The organism is Bacillus sp. JJ1521 (assembly GCF_036965165.1).
In the GTDB taxonomy this organism is placed as follows: domain Bacteria; phylum Bacillota; class Bacilli; order Bacillales; family Bacillaceae_L; genus Ferdinandcohnia.
The window spans coordinates 1-4,762 of record NZ_JBALOX010000023.1 but is presented as its reverse complement, the minus strand read 5'-3'; the positions used below and the strand labels follow the sequence as shown (position 1 = coordinate 4,762).

5 protein-coding genes and 1 pseudogene are annotated in these 4,762 nt (G+C 36.6%); 5 read left to right on the top strand and 1 reads right to left on the bottom strand.

Annotated elements, in window-relative coordinates; genetic code table 11:
- From V7147_RS04565 to V7147_RS04545, 5 genes and pseudogenes are all read left to right on the top strand, one after another.
- A partial coding sequence (locus tag V7147_RS04565) for an HAD family hydrolase (RefSeq protein WP_335366678.1) occupies nt 1–458 on the top strand: 458 nt, incomplete at its 5' end.
- Between the two features lie 12 nt (nt 459–470).
- The gene (locus V7147_RS04560; protein WP_335366677.1) at nt 471–1,082 is read left to right on the top strand and encodes a hydrolase; all 612 of its coding nucleotides are present in this window, start codon (nt 471–473) and stop codon (nt 1,080–1,082) included.
- Nucleotides 1,083–1,094: 12 nt separating this feature from the next.
- Entirely contained in the window at nt 1,095–1,484 is a 390-nt protein-coding gene (locus tag V7147_RS04555; protein WP_335366676.1) for a VOC family protein, read from the top strand.
- A gap of 54 nt (nt 1,485–1,538) precedes the next feature.
- Nucleotides 1,539–2,008 (top strand): annotated as a pseudogene (locus V7147_RS04550) (NUDIX hydrolase).
- A gap of 35 nt (nt 2,009–2,043) precedes the next feature.
- Complete coding sequence (locus V7147_RS04545) at nt 2,044–2,832, top strand: phosphotransferase family protein (RefSeq protein ID WP_335366675.1); 789 nt, start codon at nt 2,044–2,046, stop codon at nt 2,830–2,832.
- Between the two features lie 36 nt (nt 2,833–2,868).
- On the opposite strand, the gene pepF is transcribed toward V7147_RS04545, so the two are convergent.
- Nucleotides 2,869–4,668 carry an oligoendopeptidase F gene (gene pepF, locus V7147_RS04540; RefSeq protein WP_335366674.1) on the bottom strand — a complete coding sequence of 600 codons (1,800 nt, stop codon included), beginning with the start codon at nt 4,666–4,668 and terminating at the stop codon, nt 2,869–2,871.
- Nucleotides 4,669–4,762: the final 94 nt, after the last annotated feature.

Genomic DNA, 4,762 nt, shown 5'->3' with positions numbered 1-4,762 from the left:
GTATCACCTGGGAAGAACTCCTAGAAGATTATATCTCAATGTTTAAAAATAATTGTGTACCTTTCGCAAATCTTATACCAATGTTAGAAGAACTAAAAGGAGACGGAATTCAATTAGGAATCATTACAAACGGTAAAGGACAATTTCAGATGGATAATATTAAAGCATTGGGGATTGAAAAATATTTCGACATCATTTTAATTTCAGAATGGGAAGGAATCAAAAAGCCGGATCCCCGAATCTTTATGAAAGCATTGGCACAACTAAATGTGCAACCAAATCAATGTATATTTGTGGGCGACCACCCAGAAAATGATGTAAAAGCAGCCCGTAAAGTTGGTATGAAAGGAGTTTGGAAAAAGGATTATCAATGGGACCATGTTGATGCAGATTATACAATCAAAGATTTGGAAGAACTACCATCATTAATAAAAAAGTTAAATGTGGAACATTCTTAAGGGGGAGAAGAAATGGGGTCACGGATCATGCATGCCATAATTGCTAGTAAATTAGCAGATTGTTTGTCAATTTCGGATAAAAAATCATTCTTGCGCGGAGGAATTGCGCCGGATGCAGTTGTCCAAAAAGATCTATCCCATTTCTATAAAGGGAAAGTTGAAGATTATTCAAGAGAAATAGACTACAACGGATTCTTACAAAAATATAATGTACATTTGCAAAATCATTATATTCTAGGATACTATTCACATTTAATTGCTGACGATATTTGGTTAAAGGGTTTTTATCTTCCTTGGTTAAGAAATAGAATGGAAGAAGATCCGCAAATTTTACAGCTGTATCACAATGATTTTAGACTATTGAATGGAAAGCTACTTGAACACTATGGATTCACCAACCAATTAAAAGAAGAAGTACATTTAGGCTCTGTAACAATTATTGATTTAGAAGAAGTTAAGACCAAAGAAGTAGAAGCTTTCCTTTCCCATGTACTTGGGGACATGGAGTATAACAAAGACTGTGTTAATGAAAATTTAAATGTTTTTACATTTGATCAGATTGTAGGCTATATAGAGACTTCAGTTGACAAATCTATAAATCTTATAAAACAAATTCTACGATAAGGAGTGTTACATATGGCAATTTCTAGTGAATCGCCAATTAAAAACACAATGGGTGGTGTGTTCATTCACATTTCGGATTTAAAGAAGGCAGTTGAATGGTACAGCAACATTCTAGACCTTGAATACGACTTAAATAAGGTGAAATCTCCGGTTTATAATATCCCGATTACGGGACCGACAAGTCTAACACTTGATGATCACGCTTTTGATCCAACTTTTATCCATCGCCCTTCACCAAATCCAATCTTTAATTTTCTAGTTGATGATATTGATGCTGCCTATAATTTTATTATTTCGCACGATATCGAAATCGTAAGGGAAATTGAAAGGGTTGGAGAAAACTTTGCTTGGTTTAATTTCCAAGACCCAGATGGAAATATAATTATGGCTTGTACATGTTAGAAACAAAATATTGGTATTGCATTTTCCTAGAAGAAATAATAGGGAGAATAAATTGTGAGTTATATATCTGAACTAAGAAAATTAATCGGTACTCGACCAATAATAACTGTAGGAGCAACAATTCTTGTTGTTAATGATAAAAAAGAAATTCTTTTTCAACATCGATCTGATACATTGGATTGGGGTTTGCCAGGAGGTTCTATGGAGCGAGGGGAAACTATTGAAGAAGTTGCCGATGTGAACTAAAAGAGGAAACCGGATTATCAGCGAGCCACTTCGCTTAACTTGGTGTTTTCTCTGGCCCACGTTATTATTTTCGGTATCCAAGTGGAGATGAAACATATAGTGTAATTAACCTTTTCCATGCTAAAAATGTCAGCGGTGATCTAGAAATGCACGATGGAGAAAGCATAAATTTAGAGTACTTTAGCAAAGACAATCTTCCAAACAATATGGAAAAAAGAGCAAATGCGCTCCTTGAAGAGGTAGGGATACACTTATGGGAGCAGGAATGTTCTTTTTAAATGAAAAATCATAAGAAATTTTGAGGTACAAATAGATGAATCCAATACAATTAACAGAAATCCCGGACAAAATTAAAGAATTTGTTAAACACATCAATTCAATACGATTTCCACAACAAGGATGTACATCTGATGTCGGCATCCTTGAAACGGAGAAAGGGCGCTACGCTCTAAAACGGGCCAAAAATCCTTTATACCGTTCATGGTTGAAAAGGGAAACTTTTGTAGTTTCTCAATTAACGACTAATACGACATTGTCAATTCCCAAAGTGGTTTCATCTTTTGAAAACGAGGAGCAAACCTGGGCTTTATTTGAATTTGTTGAAGGGGAAACATTAGCAACAGCTTTATCTAATGAAAAAAATGAACAAAAAAGGCATGAACTGATTTATAACTATGGAAAAATTCTTTCCCAAATCCATTCCACCTCTTGCCCAAATAAACTTGTTAGTGAAGTCCCATGGCTTGAGAAAATGCTAATGGACGCAGAAGTGAACCTGAAAAATCATGAGGTAGATGGTACCGAAGAACTATTAACCCAACTCAAAACAAATAAACCTAAAGAGTTCAAACAAACACTAATACATGGTGATTTTACAATTGATAATGTGATGGTAAAGGATGGACTAATAACCGGTGTAATCGATTGGGGAGGAAGCGCTCTAGGTGATCCACGATATGACGTTTCATTAGCCATTCGTCCTGAGACTTTTGTATTCAACAATGAAACTGATAAGCAAGTTTTCTTTGATGGGTATAGAGAGCAAATTATTGATCAAAACGAATATTACTATTTTGCAGATGGACTCTATGAGTTTTTCTAATAGAAAATGCCCAGAATAGCTCTGGGCATTTCAATCTTATTCGTAAAGTCCTTCTAATTCCTCAATTAGATTACCTACGTACGCAACTGCTTTGCGAATTGCGTCTGGCTTAGACATGTCAACACCAGCATATTTCATTAACTCAAGTGGCTTCATAGTACCACCAGCTTTTAATACGTCAATCCAACGATCAACTACCGGCTGACCTTCCTCTTTGATTAACTGGGCTACAGCAGTAGAAGCTGTTAATCCTGCAGAATACGTATATGGATATAGACCCATATAATAATGGGGCTGACGCATCCATGTTAAGCTTGCTGCATCGTCAATCTCTACTGCATCTCCCCAGAAGGATTTTAACACTTCACCTTTAATTGCACTTAACGTAGGGGCAGTGATCGGTTTTCCGCTTTCTGCTAAAGCATATACACGACGTTGATATTCTCCTTCTAGCAAGTGAGTTACAAAATTATGATAATACGTTCCTAATAACTGAAGAATCACCCAACGCTTCATTTCCTTATCATCTGTTTTTGATAAAAGATGCTCTGCAAGAAGTAACTCATTCATTGTCGAAGGTGCCTCAATGAAGTAAGTAGATGGGCGTGTATTTCCAACACGCTGATTTGCATTCGCATAATAAAAATGACCTGCATGACCAAGCTCGTGTGCAAGAATAAACGCTCCGCGCATGGTGTCAGTCCAAGTAATTAAAATATAAGGATGTGCTCCATATGGACTTGAACAGAAGGCACCAGTTGATTTCCCAACGTTTGCAGGGAGGTCGACCCAGCGCTCTGTAAGACCTTTTTTCATGATTTCGCTATACTCTGGCCCCATTACCTTTAAAGCCTCAAGAATCGTTTTTGATGCTTCCTCATAAGTTGTTTTTGGATTAAAATCAGGGTCAAGTGGCGCTTTTAAATCACTAAAATGCATTTTTTCCAAGCCGAGCACGCGTTGCTTAAGCTTTGCGAATTTGCGCATATGTGGTGCAAGTTCGGTTTGAATAATATCCAATTGATTATTGTACATCTTTAACGTAACCTGTTGTGGATGCAAGAGCATTTCTGTAACAGATTCATAGTTACGCAGTTTTGAAAGTGTCACTTGCTTTGTTACTTCTGTTGCGTAGGCTGCAGCGAAAGTATTTTGATACTTTTTCAACGTATCAGAAANNAGTCTAATTGTCGGATTTTCAGACAGTTCATAGCGATCCTCAAATAACGCAAAGGAGAGAGGAAGCTCATTTCCATCATCATCGTTAAAAGAAGGGAATGTCATATCAGATGCTTTGCTTCGTTGATAGATCATATACGGTGCATCATGAACTTCACCAAGAGCAGCTAACGCTTCTTCCGTTTCAGGTGATAGGGTGTGTGGTTTTTTCTCCAAAATAAGATTTAAATTTTTCTGGAATACCTCTAACTCTTTTTCTTCTTTTATGTATTGTTCAATTGTGCCTTCTCGTAATGTTAGGATTTCAGACTCAATAAATGAAAGTGACGCACTAATCCCTGAAAAAATAGAAGATACCCTTGCCGCATTTCCTTGATTTTCTGGATTTGTCGCATCCTCGTTAAAACGTAGACTTGCATATGTACCTACTAAAATCATTCGCTTGTATAATTTTTCCTCAGCAAGTAAACAATCTAATAATGTCTTTGAACCATTATCTAATTGTCCTTTGAACTTGGTAACGGTCGATACATCGGCTTCGACAGCAGCCAATTCTTGTTCCCATGCTTTATCAGATGGAAACAAATCCTCAAGCTTCCAAGTCTGCTCAACAGGTACCTCGGCACGGGTTAGTAGTTTTTCTTTAACCTTAGTCATGATTTTACCCCCTAATGAAATATTTCGGTTCTCTAACAATTTTTATTATACCTGAAATGATAGAAAGGTTGATAGTATTTTCAGACAGCTTAAA